At 33.2% G+C, this 19,936-nt stretch carries 20 protein-coding genes; 13 read left to right on the forward strand and 7 right to left on the reverse strand.

Annotated features, from left to right (window positions below; all coding sequences use genetic code 11):
• The first annotated feature begins 27 nt into the window (after positions 1-27).
• Entirely contained in the window at positions 28-327 is a 300-nt protein-coding gene (locus AC3ITQ_RS12865) for a hypothetical protein (protein ID WP_489234622.1), read from the forward strand.
• Here the strand turns inward: AC3ITQ_RS12865 and AC3ITQ_RS12870 are convergent.
• From AC3ITQ_RS12870 to AC3ITQ_RS12895, 6 genes are all read right to left on the reverse strand, one after another.
• Complete coding sequence (locus AC3ITQ_RS12870; RefSeq protein ID WP_375032002.1) at positions 324-626, reverse strand: DUF6787 family protein; 303 nt, start codon at positions 624-626, stop codon at positions 324-326. The genes AC3ITQ_RS12865 and AC3ITQ_RS12870 overlap by 4 nt on opposite strands.
• Before the next feature lie 33 nt (positions 627-659).
• The gene (locus AC3ITQ_RS12875) at positions 660-1,097 is read right to left on the reverse strand and encodes a DUF6146 family protein (protein WP_489234623.1); all 438 of its coding nucleotides are present in this window, start codon (positions 1,095-1,097) and stop codon (positions 660-662) included.
• Positions 1,098-1,271: 174 nt separating this feature from the next.
• The gene (locus tag AC3ITQ_RS12880) at positions 1,272-1,835 is read right to left on the reverse strand and encodes a hypothetical protein (protein ID WP_489234624.1); all 564 of its coding nucleotides are present in this window, start codon (positions 1,833-1,835) and stop codon (positions 1,272-1,274) included.
• 107 nt (positions 1,836-1,942) lie between these two features.
• Entirely contained in the window at positions 1,943-2,893 is a 951-nt protein-coding gene (locus AC3ITQ_RS12885; RefSeq protein ID WP_074656980.1) for a D-2-hydroxyacid dehydrogenase, read from the reverse strand.
• Between the two features lie 136 nt (positions 2,894-3,029).
• On the reverse strand, positions 3,030-4,100 hold the full coding sequence (gene serC / locus AC3ITQ_RS12890) for a 3-phosphoserine/phosphohydroxythreonine transaminase (RefSeq protein WP_489234625.1): 1,071 nt from the start codon (positions 4,098-4,100) through the stop codon (positions 3,030-3,032).
• A gap of 93 nt (positions 4,101-4,193) precedes the next feature.
• Positions 4,194-5,267 carry an acyl-CoA reductase gene (locus AC3ITQ_RS12895; RefSeq protein WP_489234626.1) on the reverse strand — a complete coding sequence of 358 codons (1,074 nt, stop codon included), beginning with the start codon at positions 5,265-5,267 and terminating at the stop codon, positions 4,194-4,196.
• Between the two features lie 135 nt (positions 5,268-5,402).
• On the opposite strand from AC3ITQ_RS12895, the gene AC3ITQ_RS12900 reads away from it, so the two are divergent.
• The 3 genes from AC3ITQ_RS12900 to AC3ITQ_RS12910 all read left to right on the forward strand — a co-directional run bounded on the left by AC3ITQ_RS12900 (position 5,403) and on the right by AC3ITQ_RS12910 (position 7,475).
• Positions 5,403-5,753 (forward strand): 4Fe-4S dicluster domain-containing protein, encoded by a 351-nt coding sequence (locus AC3ITQ_RS12900; RefSeq protein ID WP_173972650.1) that lies wholly within the window; start codon positions 5,403-5,405, stop codon positions 5,751-5,753.
• Positions 5,743-6,174 (forward strand): hypothetical protein, encoded by a 432-nt coding sequence (locus AC3ITQ_RS12905; RefSeq protein WP_489234627.1) that lies wholly within the window; start codon positions 5,743-5,745, stop codon positions 6,172-6,174. The genes AC3ITQ_RS12900 and AC3ITQ_RS12905 overlap by 11 nt, the downstream gene beginning before the upstream one ends.
• A gap of 134 nt (positions 6,175-6,308) precedes the next feature.
• Complete coding sequence (locus AC3ITQ_RS12910) at positions 6,309-7,475, forward strand: hypothetical protein (RefSeq protein WP_489234628.1); 1,167 nt, start codon at positions 6,309-6,311, stop codon at positions 7,473-7,475.
• 215 nt (positions 7,476-7,690) lie between these two features.
• Here AC3ITQ_RS12910 and AC3ITQ_RS12915 read toward each other — a convergent pair whose 3' ends face one another.
• A complete protein-coding gene (locus AC3ITQ_RS12915; protein WP_489234629.1) occupies positions 7,691-10,321 on the reverse strand; it encodes a TonB-dependent receptor in 2,631 nt (876 codons plus the stop codon).
• A 318-nt stretch (positions 10,322-10,639) separates the two neighbouring features.
• Here AC3ITQ_RS12915 and ychF point away from each other — a divergent pair, with 318 nt between their 5' ends.
• The 9 genes from ychF (at position 10,640) to AC3ITQ_RS12960 (ending at position 19,924) form a co-directional block, all read left to right on the forward strand.
• Positions 10,640-11,734, forward strand: coding sequence for a redox-regulated ATPase YchF (gene ychF / locus AC3ITQ_RS12920; RefSeq protein ID WP_026982091.1), 1,095 nt, complete (start codon positions 10,640-10,642; stop codon positions 11,732-11,734).
• A 272-nt stretch (positions 11,735-12,006) separates the two neighbouring features.
• On the forward strand, positions 12,007-12,684 hold the full coding sequence (locus AC3ITQ_RS12925) for a TIGR02117 family protein (RefSeq protein ID WP_489234630.1): 678 nt from the start codon (positions 12,007-12,009) through the stop codon (positions 12,682-12,684).
• Between the two features lie 8 nt (positions 12,685-12,692).
• Complete coding sequence (locus AC3ITQ_RS12930; protein WP_489234631.1) at positions 12,693-13,370, forward strand: hypothetical protein; 678 nt, start codon at positions 12,693-12,695, stop codon at positions 13,368-13,370.
• A gap of 106 nt (positions 13,371-13,476) precedes the next feature.
• Positions 13,477-14,436 carry a YihY/virulence factor BrkB family protein gene (locus AC3ITQ_RS12935; protein WP_489234632.1) on the forward strand — a complete coding sequence of 320 codons (960 nt, stop codon included), beginning with the start codon at positions 13,477-13,479 and terminating at the stop codon, positions 14,434-14,436.
• On the forward strand, positions 14,433-14,957 hold the full coding sequence (locus tag AC3ITQ_RS12940; RefSeq protein ID WP_489234633.1) for an NADPH-dependent FMN reductase: 525 nt from the start codon (positions 14,433-14,435) through the stop codon (positions 14,955-14,957). Before AC3ITQ_RS12935 ends, AC3ITQ_RS12940 begins: the two co-directional genes overlap by 4 nt.
• An 88-nt stretch (positions 14,958-15,045) precedes the next feature.
• Positions 15,046-15,942 carry a transglutaminase domain-containing protein gene (locus AC3ITQ_RS12945; RefSeq protein WP_489234634.1) on the forward strand — a complete coding sequence of 299 codons (897 nt, stop codon included), beginning with the start codon at positions 15,046-15,048 and terminating at the stop codon, positions 15,940-15,942.
• Between the two features lie 90 nt (positions 15,943-16,032).
• Positions 16,033-17,211: a nicotinate phosphoribosyltransferase gene (pncB, locus tag AC3ITQ_RS12950; protein ID WP_489238937.1), complete on the forward strand. Its 1,179-nt coding sequence runs from the start codon at positions 16,033-16,035 to the stop codon at positions 17,209-17,211.
• A 158-nt stretch (positions 17,212-17,369) separates the two neighbouring features.
• Positions 17,370-19,244 (forward strand): DNA topoisomerase IV subunit B, encoded by a 1,875-nt coding sequence (locus AC3ITQ_RS12955; protein ID WP_489234635.1) that lies wholly within the window; start codon positions 17,370-17,372, stop codon positions 19,242-19,244.
• A gap of 80 nt (positions 19,245-19,324) precedes the next feature.
• Positions 19,325-19,924, forward strand: coding sequence for a hypothetical protein (locus AC3ITQ_RS12960; protein WP_489234636.1), 600 nt, complete (start codon positions 19,325-19,327; stop codon positions 19,922-19,924).
• Positions 19,925-19,936: the final 12 nt, after the last annotated feature.

The raw sequence follows: 19,936 nt of genomic DNA on the forward strand, positions 1-19,936 counted from the left end.
TTCGAATAATCTCTAATTGAATTGAAAATGCAAGATTTAGAAGTAATAAACGAAGAAGATAAAATGAGAAAACTCCTTTTAGGTTTGCTTTTGGATGGAATTGGAATGATTTCTTTCAGTATTCCTTTAATTGGTGAGTTTTCAGATGTAATTTGGGCGCCAATTGCCGCATTTATCATGACCAGAATGTACAAAGGAAGAGTAGGAAAAGTGGCGAGTATTTTGACTTTCGTCGAAGAGATAGTTCCGTTTACAGATGTGATTCCCTCTTTTACACTTACGTGGATTTATACTTACTATTTTCAGAAAAGCAGTAAGGAAATTTAGTTTTTGAAAAGAAATCCTAGCCCCATATTTTTGAGCATTTTCTTTTCGAAGTTCCAAAAGAAGCGGAATTGACCAAAAATGGTTCCAATAGCAACTAATAGAACCTGATAAATAGGGAAGATAATTAACAAACGAATTAAAGTAAACCAACCGCCAAAATCTTCTTTGGTGATGCCTAGCCAAACACAAAAAGGTTTAGACAACCACGCAGATGCCGATCCTGTGATGGCAAAAACGATTAGTATAATTATGGCTTGTACATTTGAGGTAATACCCCAACGTTTCTTTAATTTATCCATGCTTTATTTAAAACGATTACAAATATAGCAACATTATCTGGATGGAACATACCCCCAAAGCTTTTGTTTGTAAGTATTTTGAAAATAAATCATATAGTTGTAAATCAAGTAATTTACTTCGTAACCATAATGAATGTCAGGTCTATAATCAATTGACATTTCGTATAAATTTGGATCGAAACGTTGTGGTTGCAGCACACGATTATTCCATTCGGTTACGTACAAATAATTTTTTTGCTCAAGATAAGACAAAGCATGATAATTTCTTGGATATGCCCGCGAAGCCAGCCAGGTATTAAAACCGACATCTATTATAATAACTTCGTATTCTAAAGAATCATTTGCAATTCGAACAGTATCATTTACTCCCGAATTTGATTTAGATGAAGTTGAAGCAACTGCATTACTTTTCGAAGCCGTAGAACATGCGACGATAATAATTAAGATCAATATGTAAATTATCTTTTTCATGATCTACTTTTGAACCTTAAATTTACGAATAAATTTTGGAAAAGGTTCTAAGGTTCTGAGATACTAGGTTGTTAAGGTTTTTTAAAGACATAAAAAAAAAGCTGTTTCTAACAGCTTTTTATATTTATAAAGTTGAGAAAACTCAGAACCTTAGTATCTTAGAACCTCCTTTGCTTATTTACTTCCAAAGATTTTCCCAATAAAACCAGCTATACCACCTTTAGTTTTAGCAACTACCATAACATCAGCTACATCCAGTTTTCCATCAGCGTTTTGATCTAAACCAAATTGAGTTCCGTATTTTGAAATGGTGTCCATAATGCTGGATGCCTGTCCGCTGTTGCCGGAAATTGAGCTTATAATATCTGAAATATTAAAACTGCTGTCATTTGGGTCTTTTGCTTTATTTACCAGGGAGCTTAGAATTTGTGGAATCATGCTTGCTGCAACTCCTGAAGACGCCTCGCTGCTTAATCCAAATTTTTCACCAAGGTTTCCACTCACTTGTTGTGTTAGTTGCTGCACAACCGGATTAGAACTGTCGATTGATGATGTTCCGTTAAATAAGCCTGCCAATTGTTCTGCACCGCCTTCTGCAGCAATTTTTTGCAAGCCTGCGAATATTGAATTACTAGTCTCACCAATTACGGCTTCATTATGCTCATTTGGGACAGCAGTGTTGTTTACAACAGCATCGCCTCCGTATTGTTGTACTAATTGTGTTAATTGTTCAAACATGATTTAAAGAATTTAGATTAGATTTAAACTCAAATTTAATCAAAAAAAGAAAGGGATTTATTAAACGATGTTAATAAATCCCTTCTAAATAATTTAATTATAATTAATTAACTCAACAAAGAAATAATTTGTGATGCTAATTCAGTACCAATTCTGTCTTGTGCCTCTCCAGTTGCAGCTCCAATATGAGGAGTCAAAGAGATTTTAGTATGCATTAAAATGGCCATTTCTGGTTTCGGTTCGCTTTCAAAAACGTCCAGACCTGCAAAAGCAACTTTTCCCGAATCTAAAGCTTTTACTAAAGCAACTTCGTCAATAACACCACCACGAGCACAGTTTACGATTCCAACACCGTCTTTCATAATTGCTAATTCTTTCTCACCAATGATGTAACCATCCTGAGCAGGAACGTGCAATGTGATGAAATCAGCTTCTTTAAATAAAGATTCTAATGATTGAGAAACGATTGTTGTAGTTATAGATTGTCCGTCAAAGAATTCTACTTTTACGTCAACCTGAGGGATAAAACTATCTGCGGCGATAACTTTCATACCTAAACCAAGCGCCATTTTTGCAGTAGCTTGTCCAATACGACCGATACCAACGATACCAAGAGTTTTTCCTCTTAATTCAGTTCCGTTTGCATAAGCTTTTTTCAAACCGTCAAAGTTTGAATCTCCTTCAAGAGGCATATTTCTGTTAGAATCGTGTAAAAAACGAACACCAGAAAACAAGTGTCCAAATACCAACTCAGCAACAGATTCTGATGATGAAGCAGGTGTGTTAATTACGTGGATTCCTTTGCTTTTAGCATAATCAACATCGATATTATCCATACCAACACCACCACGTCCAATAATTTTAAGACCAGGACAAGCGTCAATAATATCTTTACGAACTTTAGTTGCGCTACGAACTAAAACTACGTCTACATTGTTTTCATTCACAAAATTAGCTACTTGTTCCTGAGCTACTTTTGTAGTTATAACTTCAAATCCACCTTTTTCTAAAGCCAGAATTCCACTTTTTGAAATTCCATCATTCGCTAATACTTTCATTGTGTATATTTTGTTTATTTGGTTGATTGTTTAATCGACGAACCAACTATTATAATTTTTTCTTTTTTGATATTTTAAAGGAAGCATTTTTACGATTAAACAGTTAAACAAATTAACGATTAAACGTATAAAACGATTAAACCTTAGACTCCAAAGCTTTCATTACATCCACTAAAACCTGAACACTTTCGATAGGCATAGCGTTGTAAATAGAAGCTCTGTAACCACCAACAGAACGGTGTCCAGGCAATCCTGAAATTCCTGCTTCTTTCCATAAAGCATCAAAAGTTGCTGTATGGTCAGCGTTGTTTAATAAGAAAGTAACATTCATGTTTGAACGATCTTCAACCGCTGCAGCACCTTTGAATAATGGGTTTCTGTCGATTTCATTATAAAGTAAATCTGCTTTTGCGTCGTTTAATTTCTCAACCGCTGCAATTCCACCTTTACTTTTGATCCATTGTAATGTTAGTAATGAAACGTAAACAGCAAAAACAGGTGGTGTATTGTACATACTTTCTGCTTTGATATGTTTAGCGTAATCTAACATACTTGGAATTGTTCTTCCGCTTTTCTCTAAAATTTCTTCTTTAACCACTACCAAAGTAGTTCCTGCAGGTCCCATATTTTTTTGAGCTCCGGCATAGATTAAATCAAATTTTGAGAAATCTAATTCGCGTGAAAAGATATCAGAACTCATGTCGCAAACAACAGGAACATTGGTTGCAGGGAATTCTTTCATTTGAGTTCCAAAAATGGTATTGTTACTTGTGCAGTGAAAATAATCAGCATCACTTGGTATTGCGTATCCTTTTGGAATATGGTTGTAATTTTCTTCTTTTGAAGAAGCTACTACTACAGTTTCTCCAAAATTCTTAGCTTCCTTTATCGCAGCAGTTGCCCATGTACCTGAATCTAAATAAGCTGCTTTTCCGTTCTCTTTCATTAAGTTGTACGGAGCCATTAAGAATGCTGTACTTGCACCACCTTGTAAAAATAATGCCTGATATCCTTTTCCCTGAAGTCCTAATAACTCTAAAGCAAGGGAGCGAGCTTCATCCATAACAGCAACGAAATCTTTGCTTCGGTGTGAAATTTCAAGGATTGATAATCCTGAATCATTAAAGTTTAAAACTGCTTTTGATGCTTTCTCAAAAACTTCCTGAGGTAAAATACTTGGACCTGCGCTGTAGTTGTGTTTTTTCATGGTTCTTGTTAATAGTCGAAAATTTTAAAGATGCAAATTTCGGCAATAGGAGCTGAAAAAGCGATAAATTATTCGAAATAATTAAACATATTTTTACTTTGTTGTTAACAAAAACGTTATAGTATCTACGTTATCTGCGTAATCCCACAATTGCGGATTTTGCGTTTGGCCGAATGGGATGCTATTTTTGATTAAATCGTTGCTAACAATACATTGAATTTGTTCAGAATCAGCCTTAAGGCGAGTCTGTAAATCTTCGATATTTTCATAAAATTCATAAAAAACACTCGAAATAGGTGAGGCGTAGCTTGAATCTTCTTTTATAGTCAAAAATCCATTATCCAATAATTTGAAATTGCTCATTAAAAATACGGCTTTGTTGTAGTCGTAATTATTAGCGTATTTTTCATAATGAATAACATCCTGATATTTGAAAATAGCTTCGAAAAAGGCATCAAAAGAATACCCTTTCGGAATAAAAATCTTTGAAACATTACGACATCCTAATCCGAAATAACGGAAAATATCTTCGCCTAAAGCTTCTAATTCTTCTTTACTTTCTTTTCCATTTAAAACAGCTGCCGAATTTCTGTTTTTACGAATAATCGAAGGTTTGTCTTTGAAATAGTATTCGAAATATCGAGATGTATTGTTACTACCAGTGGCAATTACGGCATCAAAGTTTTCCAGTTTGCCTTCCACGAAAGTGATTTTATCGTTTAAATTTTCATCAACAGCAATTAAATATTTGGCTAAAAATGGCAATAGATGCTGATCGTTTGATGATGTTTTAATTAAAGCTTTGTTTCCTGTTATTAAAACCGATAAAAAATCATGAAAACCTACTAACGGAATATTTCCGGCTAAAATCAGCGCCACATTTTTTTCGTTTTCATTGTTTTGAGAAAACTCGGTCCGGTAATTTGAAATCCATTTATCAAGATTTTCTTCGGTTAAAGCGTCTGCCCAGGATTTTATTGCAAAATACACTTGTTCAGGCGTGTACCAACCATTATGAGATTGCGATAAATAGATCAGCTTTTCGAAATCATCAAAAAATAAATCGTTATGCAGAACATCCGATTTTCGAATTGTATCGTTTTCGGAAAATTGTTTCAGAAATTTTCCTAATTCAACAAAAACACTTTTTTTTGTTTCTAATGTCATAATGTTTGTTTATGAATAGTTTTGATTGTAATTTTGCACAAAAATAAGCTATATTAAGTTATAAGACAAAGCAGAATAAAATCTTCGCATTATTATTTCTGAACTTGTAACTTTTAACTCGTAACTAAGAAAAAAATGGCAATAATTATAACAGACGAATGCATCAATTGTGGGGCTTGTGAACCAGAGTGCCCAAATACAGCAATTTATGAAGGTGCTGATGATTGGAGATACAAAGATGGAACTAGTCTTAAAGGAAAAGTGATTTTACCTGACGGAACTGAAGTGGATGCAGAAGATGCTCAAACTCCAATTTCTGACGAAGTGTATTACATTGTACCTGGAAAATGTACAGAGTGTAAGGGTTTCCATGACGAACCTCAATGTGCTGCAGTATGTCCTGTGGATTGTTGTGTGCCAGATGATAATCACGTAGAAGATGAAGAAACCTTGTTGAATAGACAAGCGTTTTTACATGGTGAATAAACGTAAAGCGTTTATTAGGAATAATGCCAAAACTATCGCTTTCCTTCTTGTCTATATTGTGTTTATTTATTTGAAGGTTACTAATCTTGATAATTATTATTTTTATGATGGAAAAGTAACTGGATTATATAAAGTAGTTAAAAGTCACTCTACAGGTGCTCGCGGTTCAGTATTAATTGGACGAGAAATTCCTGAAATTGAATATTACAAAAATAATGATACAATAAAATGTGATCAAGGAGATTTAAGATTAGTAACTAATTTTGAAGTAAACGAAAAAATAAAAGTTTTAGAAGATAAGGATAACAATTACGAAACGAAAATTTATAGCCTATTTTATTATTGGATTGACTTTAATGAATTAATACTGTTCTTGTTTGCTTTCCTGTTTATTTTAGGGTTTATTAAAAATTTTATATAACAAAATCCTGAGTTTAGTTACTCAGGATTTTTTTTTATTTATTAATATAAGTTTTTTTTGATTTTTTTGAGGTAGTTTACTGTTACTTAATTATTTATTTTGTTAATTTGATGATAATATTTTAAGAATTGCCTATGAGAGGATTACTACTATTATTAATTATTTTCGTTAACACTACTGCTTTTGCTCAAAAAGCGGAATATTCTATTGTCATAAAAGATATTGAAACACAATTACCGATAGAAAATGCAATAGTGTTTATCATGAAAACGAAACAGACATTAATAAGTAATCAGGACGGAAAGGTAACTTTTGAATTGAACGGCGCCTCTAGTCTTCAGGTTTCGGAGACCAACTATGAAACAGTGACACTTCGTTGGGGGCCCTTAAAACCAGATCTATTTGTAGTTTATCTTAAAAATAACAACAATAAACTAGAGGAAATTGTTGTTTCAAAAGAAAAACCGGAAAAAAATCTTCAAAAAATTGTTTCTAATTCAAGGGAAAAACTAGCTAGTGCTTATAGATTAAAAGTATATGTAAGAGAGTTTTTTATGTTAGATAATAAATACTCTTATTATAATGACGGATTGGTAAATTTTCAATTTGAAGGAAGCCAAAAAAAGGCAACTACAACCTTATTAGTAGAACAAAATAGGTCTTACGGATTGTTGGAAACAGATGTTAGTGCCGATTTAATGGGATATAATTTGAATAATATCATGGAGAATTATTCAAATTTAAAATATTTTGATCCTCTTCTTGATTCAAAAACAAAGAAAGAATACGAGTTCACAACAAAAGGACATCCAAATAATAAAGATTATTATATAACGTCGGTTACGCCTTTGGATAAATCTAAAAGAGCTTTGGATACTTTTGAGATTATTTATGATCCTGTAAAAAAGTTAATTGTAGAATTTAGTATTCTTATTGCACCCGGAAATCTTGCCCAAATTGAAGAACAAACAAAAGTGGGGTCAAAGAATATTACCAGATCACAAGTTAAGGTAACTTATAGAATTGATGGCGAAGATTATTATTTACTGAGTGCGAATGAAGAAATCGCATATGATCTGATTTTAAAAGATCAGGCCAAAAAAAATATTCAGGTTCGGAATAATTTTATCACAACCAATTTCAATAGACAAAATTTTACTTATAAAGAAAGTGATGTTTTTAAAGAGAAAACTCTTTTTAATAAACAGAATAAAATTTTAACCAAGTATTGGGATATATCTGGATTTACTGCTACTGAGGAAGAAAAAGGAATTATATCTTCATTAGAATTTAAGCTGTAAATTTTTAAAGAAAACAATAAAAAATCCTGAGTTCAACACTCAGGATTTTTTTGTTTTTATAGTTTTTTTCGAAACACATAGAAGAATAGATTAGCGATCTAAAGAACGCATTTCACTTTTAAATCATAGAATAGAACTATGCGAAATAAGTTCTTACCTATACTAATTCGATAAAAGAGAGAAGATCTACGATTCTATGTGTTTTAAAATTTTGATTAGAAATTAAATCCAAGTCTAGCGTAGTAATAAGCACCGCTGAAACCCATTTGAACGGCATCCCAGTAACCTCCGGCTTCTGTATTACCTTGTTCATCTTGTTTCGTTGGATATACGTTGAATAAGTTATTGCTACCAATACTCAATTTTAGATTTTTGTTAATTCTGTAACCTAATGTTAAATCAGTTACCAATCTTGGGTTGTAAACATCATCCTCATCAGCATAATCAACCAAAACTACTTTGCTGAAACGAGTAAAAGCTAAGCCTCCATCAAATTTGTTTTTCGAGTAAGTCAGGTTTAAACCAAATTTGCTGTCAGGAGCAGAAGCTAATAAGAATGCTTTTTCACGTTTTCCAAAGAAAGTATCTGCATCTAAATTACCATTTTTAACTTCATCGATTTTCATATCATTGATGTTTCCAACTAAAGTTGCTCCAATATTTCCAAAATCATATGTTTTTTTCCATGAGAAAACTAAATCTAAACCATGTGTACTAGTATCAACACCATTGGCAAAAAATTGAGCTTCAGAAACACCAAGATTTAAACTGCTCGCATCAAAATATCCTGTAAGAACGATACGATCTTTTACTTTAATGTAATAGCCATCAACAGTTGCTGTAAAATCTCCAAAAGTACCAGTTAAACCCAAAGAAGCATTTACTGCTTTTTCTTCGTTTAATTTTTCAATTCCAAAAGCTCTTGTTACAGGACTGTCGTTTGGAGCTAAAAGCACTTCAGTTGCACCACTTGCATTAAAGTTGGTGAAACGTAAATTATAATAAATTTGAGCTAATGAAGGTGCACGGAAGCCAGTACTGATAGATCCTCTAGCGTTAATTTGGTCACTAAGTTTAACTCTTGAAGCTAATTTTCCGTTTAAAGTACTTCCAAAATCGCTGTAGTTTTCAAAACGAACAGCTCCACTTACCATAAAACCTTCAGTAACATCTAGCTCTGCGTCTGTATATAAAGAGAAGTTATTACGGCTTTCGTTTACCTCATTTGCAGGGCTGTATCCAGGGAAACCCTGAGAGCTTCCAGGTCTTGGCTCTCCAGAAATAGGATCAATTGGGGCACTTTGAGTTGTTGGGTCTGTAATTGGCTGCCCGTTAGTGTCGTAAGTAGTGTAGGAACCTTCTTCACCTGCAAATATTTTGAATTGCTCTACTCTAAATTCTGTTCCAAAAGCGATATTAAAACCGCTCATTACATCAGTATAGTTTTTTGAAACGTCAAAATTGGTTGTATTTTGCAATAAACTATGTCCTCCTGCATCAAATTCTGTTGGAGAATTTTCTTCAAGAGACGCATTTAAAGTTCCTTTAATATCGTATTGAAATTTATTTTGCCCTAAAGTATTGCTAAAATCTAATTTCCATCCGCCAGAAGTTTCTGTTCTAATTCCGGCTGCAATCGAATTGTCATTTATTTTTGAGGTAATTCTTGGTGTATAACCACCTGGGTAAATTTCTTCTACAACTCTCTCTCCGTCATTTCTTGTAAAGGCGTAGGCGTCGGTATTTCTAAAGTTACTGCCGCCAAAAGCATAAAATTCTGTTTTATCAGAAATCGGAATAGCTATATTAGCAAATAAGTTCACACCTTGAATTTCAGCATCACCAAAACCTTTTCTAAAATCATAGCTAGGTCTTAAAGTTTTGTTTTTGTTTAAAAACTCACCGGTAACGTTTACATAACCACCTTTACTTCCAATTGATGTACCGTAATTGGCTGCTATTTTTACAGACCCTCCGTCAAAATCCTGGTCTTTTCCGTAAGAATTTCCGTTACCATCCTGATCTAATCTAAATCCTTTTGTATTTGGAGTGCCCGGTAAGAAATCGCCTTTTGCATTGGTATTGAAAACGCCATAAGTTATAGAACCTGTAAGTTCATTTACGTTGTCATTAGTTACAATATTAATAACCCCTGCAATAGCATCAGAACCGTATTGTGCGGCAGCACCATCTCTCAAAATTTCAATTCTTTTAATAGAAGCCGCTGGAATCGCATTCAAATCGGTTCCTGTATTTCCACGTCCACGTGTTCCAAATAAATTGATTAAAGAAGATTGGTGTCTTCTTTTTCCGTTGATCAAAACTAAAGTCTGATCAGGTCCCATACCTCTTAATGAAGCAGGGTCAACGTGATCGGCTCCATCAGAACCAGATTGTTTGTTGGCATTAAACGATGGGGCGACATATTGTAAAAGCTCGTTGATTTCTAATTTTCCACTTTGTGTTGTAACATCTTTTACATTTATAACATCAATTGGAACAGCAGAATTTACAACAGTTCTTTTAGTATTTCTCGAACCCACAACGACAACATCATTTAAAACCTGTCCGCCGCTTTCGTCCAGATTGATTTCCATTTTATCTGTTGCTGTTTTTTCGACATTCGAAAATCCAACGTAACTAAAAACCAATTTTGCGCCTTCTTTTACTTTTATTTTAAATCCCCCTTCAAAATCTGTAGAAACTCCATTTGTAGTTCCTTTTTCGACAATATTGACACCTGGCAGTGGAGTTCCCGTTTTATCTTTTACAACTCCCGATATTTCTTTTTGAGCAAAAAGAAATGCCGTATTTAGTAGAAATAATAATAATACAATCTTTTTCATGGTTTGGTTTAATTTTGGTTTATTGTTTGTTTGTTATTTGATAAAAGTAGTATTTTTTAACAAAAACTTAATAAAAAGTTTAATTTTTTTTAAGAAGATGTTTTAAAATACATTAATCGTCATTTTTACTTCACTTACGAGCTATTAAATCTTATATTTGCAAAATTTTAAAGCCAAAAAATATCATTTTGGCAGAAACAAAAAATGAGATACAAAATATAAGTCAGTAAAAACGACTCTTTTATAATTTAAAGAAGAGTAGTATCACTGTAACCCTGAGAACTTCAGGATCAAAATAAAAATAAACAGAAACAACAGATGAAAGCAGGAATTGTAGGATTACCAAATGTTGGAAAATCAACATTATTTAATTGTTTATCTAATGCAAAAGCGCAAAGTGCAAACTTTCCGTTTTGTACAATCGAACCTAATATTGGTGTTGTAAACGTTCCGGATCCAAGAATCAACAAATTAGAAGAATTAGTAAAACCAGAACGCGTACAAATGGCAACAGTTGATATCGTTGATATCGCAGGTTTGGTAAAAGGAGCAAGTAAAGGTGAAGGTCTTGGAAACCAGTTTTTAGGAAACATTAGAGAGTGTAACGCTATCATTCACGTTTTGCGTTGTTTTGATAATGACAATATCGTTCACGTTGACGGAAATGTAAACCCCATTCGTGACAAAGAAACAATCGATATCGAATTACAGCTAAAAGATTTAGAAACGGTTGAAAAACGTTTAGAGAAAGTAAATCGTGCTGCTAAAACCGGAAATAAAGAAGCGCAAACGGAGAAAGCACTTTTAGACAGAATCAGAGAGGCATTATTACAAGCGAAATCAGCTCGTACTATTACTCCTCAAGGTAATGACGAAGAAGTTTTAATGGAATCTTTCCAGTTAATTACTGCTAAGCCAGTATTATACGTTTGTAATGTTGATGAAAATTCAGCAGTAAACGGAAACAAATATGTAGATCAGGTTCGTGAATTAGTTAAAGACGAAGATGCTGAAGTAATTATCCTTTCAGTAGGAGCAGAGGCTGATATTACAGAATTAGAAAGCTATGAAGAGCGTCAGGTTTTCCTTGAAGATATGGGATTAACTGAGCCTGGAGCATCAGTTTTAATTCGTGCAGCTTACAAATTATTAAAACAACAGACGTATTTTACTGCTGGTGTAAAAGAAGTTCGTGCCTGGACCATCAACATTGGAGCAACTGCGCCTCAGGCGGCTGGAGTTATCCACACTGATTTCGAAAAAGGTTTCATCCGTGCAGAAGTTATCTCATATGAAGATTACGTTCAATATGGTTCTGAAGCAAAAGCAAAAGAAGCAGGAAAATTCAAAGTGGAAGGAAAAGAATATATTGTTAAGGATGGTGATGTAATGCACTTCCGTTTTAACGTATAGATTTTAGAGAATAGAATAAAGAATAAAGAAAATAGACTAAAACTGCTGGAGAAATTCAGCAGTTTTTTTTGTTTTAAAAAATCTGCTAAATCTGCGAGAGAAAATAAAATAAAAAATCCGTCTAAATCCGTGTTTTCGCTTTAGCGAATCCGTCTCATCCGCGTGCCATTTCTCTGCTTTACTCTTCAATATTTTTCCTGAATTAATTTTTGGCTCAAAAATTGGTTACAACAAAATAACCTAATTTATTAATCCAAAAACAACCAACCAATATGCTTAAAAAATCTTTCAAATTTCTCGGCTGGACAATGCTCGGAATTATTACTTTCCTTATTCTTTATTTAATTTCCATGTATCTGATTTCAAAAATTACAGTAAACTCAGATATTGCACAAGTGGATGAAAAAGAAGCAATTCCGATTTACATTCTCTCCAACGGAGTTCATACAGATATTGTTGTTCCGGTTGCAAATGAAATTAAAGATTGGCGAAAAGAAATACAATTCAGCCAGACACAATCCAAAGATTCATTGGCAACATTAATAGCTTTCGGTTGGGGCGATAAAGGTTTTTATTTGCATACACCAGAATGGTCCGATTTAAAAGCCAGTACAGCTTTAAAAGCAATCTTTGGAGTAAGTTCATCAGCAATGCATACGTCATTCTACAAAGGACTTGCAGAAAACGAAAATTGCAAACGCATTCTGATTTCAAAGGAAAACTATCAAAAACTAGTTTCTTATATTTCTGAAAGCTTCAATAATCCAACAAGACCAGAATGGATTCAAGGTTACAGCTACGGTAAAAAAGATGCTTTTTATGAAGCAAAAGGAAGTTATAGTCTTTTTTATACTTGCAATACTTGGGCAAATAGCGCTCTGAAAGCCGCAAATCAAAAAGCAAGTTTATGGACGGTTTATGATAAAGGGATTTTTTGTCATTATCAATAAGAACGGCTATGAAAAAGATATTTATAATTCTGATTGTAATAATGATATCAAATTCCTGTAAAAAAGCAGAAGCAGCAGCCGAACCTTATGGAAGTTTTTCATTTTATTTTGAGAGCCCTCAGCCTATTAATGATTCTGAATTGAATATTTTTCCTTCTAAATTTAAAGGATTGTATATGACTCAAGATTCTACTTTTTTAAGAATTGATGATGACAGAATTTTAAGGGAATATTTTTATAAATTTAAGGTTCACAGAAAAAAAATGGATTCTTTAAAATCTGAATATAATCTTGTTGATGGAAAATTAATTACCAAGGACACTAAAGAGAAATTTGATATAAAAGTAGTCGGTGATTCTATAGAATTGTCTCAAAAAAATACGGACGTATTATATAGATTATCATATAATCAAAAGGCAAAACGTATTGACGGAAATTTGGTTATAAGTACAAGGGATTCTATTTTTTGGGAGACTGAAATAGTTTCATTAGAAAACAATGTTCTTAGATTTAAGAGCATATATCAACCAGAAGACTTGCTGAAATTAGACTCTGTTACGGCCATAAAAGGGAAAATGTTAGATTCGCTTTCCTATTTGATGAAGCCAACAAGAAAAGAGTTCAAAAGTATATTAAAAATTAAAAACTTGGGCGTAGATCGCGAATATACAAAAGTTTCAAAATGAAAGTGAGTAAAAACAACATGGTAAAAATATAAGATTTGCTCAAAAAGCAACAATTCAAAATTTTTGACTAATTCTTAAATTTGAGGGAATATCAAAAATATAGTAAATGAGAATTAAAAACATATTCGCCAAGTCTTGGTTTCTTCTAAAAAATACCTTTTTAGAATTTAACGATGATAATGCTATTAAGCTAAGTGCTGCATTGGCTTATTATACCATATTTGCGCTACCGCCTTTATTAATTATTATCATTACAATTTGTGGTTTCTTTTTTGGAGAAGAAGCTGTGACAGGAGAATTGTACGGGCAAATTAATGGCTTGGTAGGCAACGGCGCGGCGAGTCAGATTCAGGAAGCGATAAAAAATGTGCAATTATCAGGTGATAATGTTTTTGCAACCGTATTCGGAGTTGTTATGCTATTAATTGGAGCGTCTGGAGTTTTTGCAGAAATACAAAGTTCTATAAATTTTATTTGGGGATTACGTGCAAAACCAGATAAAGGGGTTAAGAAATTTATTCAAAATCGTTTAATGTCATTTTCTATGATTGCTTCGGTTGGATTTTTAATGCTGGTCAGTCTTTTTATAAGTACAACTTTAGACTTGCTTAGTTCGCGCTTAAAAGTATATTTTCCGGAGAGTACCGTTTATTTATTTTATGTGGTTAATATAGTTATTGTGCTAGCGAGTATTACAACTCTCTTTGCGATTATTTTTAGAACATTGCCTGATGGGAAAATAAGATGGAAGGATGCTTTTATAGGATCAGGAGTTACAGCTCTCCTTTTTATGATTGGTAAGTTTGCCATCGGCTTTTATTTAGGAAGCTCCACGGTTGCCTCGGTTTATGGTGCAGCGGGATCTGTAATTATTATTTTGGTTTGGGTCTATTATTCGGCAATAATTCTGTATTTTGGAGCAGAATTTACAAAAGTTTACGCAAAATCTTACGGAGGGAAAATCTATCCAAACGAATATTCAGTCGAAATTGCTAAAGAGATTTATGAAATCGACAAACCAAAAAAAGAACCAATAGAAGTAACATTACAAAAAGAGAAACCATGAAAATAATAGCCTTTGGAGGAAGTAACAGTACGCAGTCAATCAATAAACATTTGGCAACATACGCAGCAGGTTTATTTGAAAATGCAGAAGTTGAAGTATTGGATTTAAATGATTTTGCAATGCCATTATTCAGCGTTGATCTTGAAAAAGAAGTGGGACAGCACGATCTTGCAAAAGCATTTCTTGCTAAACTGGGAAGTGCAGATATTTTAGTAGTTTCTCTGGCAGAGAATAACAATAACTATTCGGCAGCATTCAAAAATCTATTCGATTGGTGCTCCCGAATTGCGAAAGAAGTTTTCCAGCAAAAGCCTATGTTGTTATTAGCGACTTCACCGGGCTCAAGAGGAGGTGCTTCTGTTTTAGAAATCGGACGTAACGCTTTGCCGCGATATGGCGCAGATATAAAAGCGACTTTTTCATTGCCTGCGTTTAATGCCAATTTTGATTTAAATCAAAATAAAATCACAAATGCTGAGTTAGATAAAGAACTCAGAAACCTTATTAAAGAATGTTTCTAATCCCATGAAAATAAAAAAGATTTTTTTTCTGTTCCTTTTTTTGAGTTTATTTTTCCTCCAGTATTCTCACGCGCAAAAATATAGCGCTGTGGATAAGGCTGTTTTAAAGTATCCAAAAAGTTTTGATTCCACAGAAGAACTAGCGCAGAGAATCGATAAAGATTTTAATTCAGATTATGACAAAGCGAGGGCTATTTACAGTTGGATAGCCTTCAATATTAAATATGATTTTAATGCTTACCTAAATCCTCCAAGAACACAAAGCTTTTCTTATCGCAATGAGGCTGAAAAGCAGAGAAAAATACAAGAATTGAATGATAATATGCTTCAAAAAACATTCAAATCTCAGAAAGCTGTATGCGAAGGGTTCACACTTTTATACCAGCATTTGGCAGCCTTAGTTGGAATAAAAGCGGAAATTATTCGTGGCGATTCCAAAATCAGACTGGCAGACATTGGGCGAAAAAACACCACCTCAAATCATGCCTGGAATACCGTTTTAATTGATGGGAAATGGCGTTTGGTTGACGTTACCTGGGGGCAAGGTTATTATGATAATTCTAAAGGCAGAATGGTAAAAGATTTTGAACCTGCTTATTTCGATACGGAACCCGATTACTTTTTTGCAAAACATTTTCCGGATTCTGGCTCTTATTTAGGCCATAGATTAAGTAAAGATGATTTTCTAGACGGACCTTTAATTTATAATAAAACAATAGCCGGAGATAATAAAATTATTGCTCCTGAATCTGGAATTATTGAAGTTAATAAAGGTCAGAAAATCACATTTCAGATAAAAAATATTTCAAAATCTAGTCAGTTTTTTTATTTGAACAAAAGAAATCAGGCTGTTAGAGTTGTGAATGCAAAAGAAAAAAGAGGAGGTTTGGAATTTCAAATTACGTTTGACAATACGATAGGAGATTATATCACATTTTTTCTGGATACCAATAGTATTGCTTCTTTTAAAGTAGTTTCGAAATAAATCGTCTTCACATCTTTGCTCAGACAATTTTATTATTTTGTGAAATTGGCGTATATTAGCATTCACTGAAAAATGAAAGAGAACTGGCTTATGGAAACAACTTTTTTGAAATCAATCTTAGATAATGATTTCTATAAATTTACGATGCAGCATGCTGTAATCAGGCTTTTTCCTAAGGCAAAGGTTCGTTATGGTTTCATTAATCGTGGTAAACACATTTTTCCAGCTGGTTTTTCAGATTTACTTCGGAAATCGGTAGATGCAATGGCCGATTTACGATTAACAAAAGACGAAAAACATTATTTATCACATCATTGTCCTTATCTCGATCCCACTTATTTAGATTTTTTGCAAGGATATAGTTATGATCCGTCTGAAGTTCATATTTCGCAGGAAGGTTCTGAAATAAAAGTCACAATAGAAGGTTTTTGGTACCGAACAATTTTATGGGAAGTACCTTTAATGGCCTTAATTTCTGAACTTTTTTATAAATCAAATCATTTAATTCGTTTGAATGATGAAGCGATAAAAGAACTGACGAAAAACAAAATTGACAATTATAATAAAATTGGAGTTTCTATTTTAGAATTCGGCACAAGACGCCGCCATTCTTATGATGTCCATGTTTTGGTGAACGAAACTTTAAATACTTATGGCTCCCAAAGTTTTATTGGTACAAGCAATGTACATTTTGCCATGGTCAATAATAAAAGACCTTTAGGTACACACGCACACGAATGGTTTATGTTTCATGCGGCGCAATATGGTTTTAAAATGGCAAATTTAATGAGCCTGGAACATTGGACGCAAGTGTACGGCGGCGACCTCGGAATCGCGCTGACAGATACTTACACGACTGAAATTTTCTTCAATCAATTTGATAAAAAATATTCCAAACTTTTTGACGGCGTGCGACATGATAGCGGCGATCCGATTGAATTTGCCCAAAAAGTGATCATGCACTATACGAAAATGGGAATAGATCCAAAATCTAAGATTATTGTTTTTTCAGATTCGCTAAATTTTGAAAAAGTAAAAACGATAGCTGATTTCTGTAAAGACAAAATCAAAATGTCATTTGGCATCGGAACCAATTTTACCAATGATGTGGGACTTCCTTCTATGAATATGGTTATTAAATTAACCGATACAAAACCAGATAATACACATTGGCAAGGCGTTGTAAAACTCTCTGATGAAAAAAACAAAAATACGGGAACTCCCGAAATGATTGCTTTGGCAAAAGAAGTACTCGGAATCAAGTCGTAATTTTTTGTTTTAGAACTGATTTTTTCTACTTTTAAAGCTTGTATTTTTTTAAAATCAATTTAAATAGAATTCAAAGCTGTTATTATTCATAACAAAAAATAAATACGCTTTTATTTTTTGTGTAGAAATGGTACATTAGCCAAAAATCCAATTCATTTATGCTAGAGCAAAATCAATATAACGAAGATAATATACGATCACTCGATTGGAAGGAACATATTCGTATGCGTCCTGGAATGTATATCGGGAAATTGGGAGATGGATCTTCACCGGATGACGGTATTTATATTCTTTTAAAAGAGGTTTTAGACAACTGTATCGATGAGTTCGTAATGGGCTCAGGGAAAACTATTGAAGTGACTATCAAAGACAAAACGGTTTCGGTTCGTGATTACGGACGTGGAATACCGTTAGGAAAAGTAGTCGATGTAGTTTCTAAAATGAACACGGGTGGAAAGTACGATTCTAAAGCTTTCCAGAAATCAGTTGGTTTGAACGGTGTCGGAACAAAGGCGGTAAATGCTTTGTCCAATTATTTTCGTGTAGAATCAGTTCGTGATGATAAACAAAAAGCAGCTGAATTTTCAGGTGGAAATTTAGTTTTAGAAGAAGATGTAATCGAAACGACAAAGCGAAAAGGAACAAAAGTAACTTTTACGCCAGACGAAACTATTTTCAAAAACTATAAATTCCGTATGGAATATGTCATTAAAATGGTTAAAAATTATTGTTACTTAAACAATGGTTTAACAATTATTTTTAATGGAGAAAAGTATATTTCTGAAAATGGTCTTCGTGATTTATTAGAAGAAACCATCAGCGAAGAAGATTTAGAATATCCAATCATTCACCTGAAAGATCATGATATTGAAATCGCTTTAACGCACAGTAAAACACAATACAGCGAAGAATATCACTCTTTTGTAAACGGACAAAATACGACACAAGGCGGAACGCACTTAGCTGCTTACAGAGAAGCGCTTGTAAAAACCATTCGTGAGTTTTATAACAAAAATTTTGAGGCATCAGACGTTCGTAAATCGATCGTGAGCGCAATCAGTATTAAAGTAATGGAACCGGTTTTTGAATCTCAGACCAAAACAAAACTGGGTTCTACGGATATGGGGTCAGATGATGGAACACCAGCAGTTTCAGTCCGTACTTTTGTAAATGATTTTGTAAAAAATAAACTAGACAATTATTTACATAAAAATCCGCAGACTGCTGAAGCTTTATTGCGAAAAATTCTACAGGCTGAAAGAGAGCGTAAAGAATTATCAGGAATTAGAAAACTGGCAACAGATCGTGCTAAAAAAGCCAATCTTCACAATAAAAAACTAAGAGATTGCCGTGCGCATCTTCCAGATACTAAGAATCCCAGAAACTTAGAAAGTACCCTTTTTATTACCGAGGGAGATTCGGCTTCCGGATCGATTACAAAGTCGCGTGACGTAAATACACAAGCCGTTTTTAGTTTGCGCGGTAAGCCTTTGAATTCCTACGGAATGACGAAGAAAATCGTATATGAAAACGAAGAATTTAATTTACTTCAAGCCGCTTTAGATATAGAAGATGGTTTAGAAAAATTAAGATATAATAACATCGTAATCGCAACCGATGCCGATGTCGATGGTATGCACATTCGTTTGTTGTTAATTACATTCTTTTTGCAATTTTTCCCGGAATTAATTAAAGAAGGGCATTTGTATATTTTACAAACGCCACTTTTCAGGGTTCGAAACAAAAAAGAAACCATTTATTGTTATTCTGAAGAAGAAAGAAAAGATGCGATCGAAAAACTAAAACCAAAACCAGAAATTACCCGATTTAAAGGTTTGGGAGAGATTTCGCCAGATGAGTTCAAGAATTTTATTGGAGAAACGATTCGCCTTGACCCAATTATGATGGATAAAAACACTTCAATCGAGCAGCTATTGTCTTTTTATATGGGGAAAAATACGCCGGATAGACAAGAGTTTATTATAAAGAATTTGAAGGTGGAATTGGATGCGGTTGAGGATGTTGTTATTTAAAAAATTAACATTAAAAAAACGCATCCTCTGATTGCGGTTTTTGAAATTTATGCTTTTATAATTAGAAATTGAATAACTATATGAAGAGAATACTGTTTTTGATCATAATGTTAGGTTTAATTTCGTGTAATAAGAATAAAGATTCTGAGGGAAATGTTGAAGTTGACCAAATAATAGATTATTCGGATAATATTGATTTCGAGCTTGAACAAATTCAAAAGGTAGAAATATTTTCTTATCCAGACAGATTATCTTGGGATACACTGAGGCATAGGGAAGAAATTATTAGAAACAATAAAATTGATTTTGATACTTCAATGATTAATGAGAAAATAACATTATTGAAGAAGCCAAAAATCAAAGAATTATTTGATTTAATAAAAAATCATTGTAAAAATGAAGGGGATGTTGCCCCATATTCTTCATGCTATATGCCCAGAAATTTGATACTTTTTTATAATAACAAAAATAAAATAATTGCTCATATTGAACTTTGTTTTACATGTGGAACATCAAGCAGCTCAAATAATTTGAAAGAAAATTGGGATTATTGTAAAGATGATTTAAAAGTTTTTTTGAAAAAAGAAGGAATCAAATATTTTGTTGATACCGAAGAATTGGAGAAAAAAGAAATATTATTTTTAGATAGCTTAAAAGCAAAGAAGAAAATAGTTGACTAAATAATATAAAGT

This window comes from Flavobacterium sp. KH_001 (assembly GCF_057840745.1).